The organism is Desertibacillus haloalkaliphilus, assembly GCF_019039105.1.
GTDB classification, from domain to species: Bacteria; Bacillota; Bacilli; order Bacillales; family KJ1-10-99; genus Desertibacillus; species Desertibacillus haloalkaliphilus.
This window is the reverse complement of the sequence record NZ_JAHPIV010000467.1, coordinates 1-352: the sequence shown is the minus strand read 5'-3', so window position 1 is coordinate 352 and position 352 is coordinate 1. Positions and strand designations below refer to the sequence as shown.

Sequence of the window (352 nt, the reverse complement as noted above, 5' to 3'; positions counted from 1 at the left end):
AAATTGAAGCGTTCCTTTGCCACCAGCTTCTGTATCTTTAATTACTTGCACACGTTGGCCCGCTACAATTAAATCCCAATCCTCACTTTTTGCGTTTGGGATAAACTCACGTAACTCATCCATACGCTTTTCCTTTGACAACATGACTTGCTGAATTAGATATTTTGTCAATGACATGTTTTTGGCGCCTGCTGCCAACATCGTTACGAGATTATCCGGTTTTACTGATGTTAACAGATCAAACACTGAACCATATTTTAGAAACTTTGGTGAGAATCCGGCAAACGGTCCAAATAGCAACGATTTTTTACTATCAATATATCTCGTGTCAAGATGTGGAACAGACATTGGC

The 352-nt window shown here is 39.5% G+C and carries 1 protein-coding gene; it reads right to left on the bottom strand.

Going from position 1 to position 352, the window contains the following annotated elements; all coding sequences use genetic code 11:
* Nucleotides 1-352 (bottom strand): malate:quinone oxidoreductase (locus tag KH400_RS22840; RefSeq protein ID WP_217228554.1); only part of this gene is annotated, 352 nt, incomplete at both ends.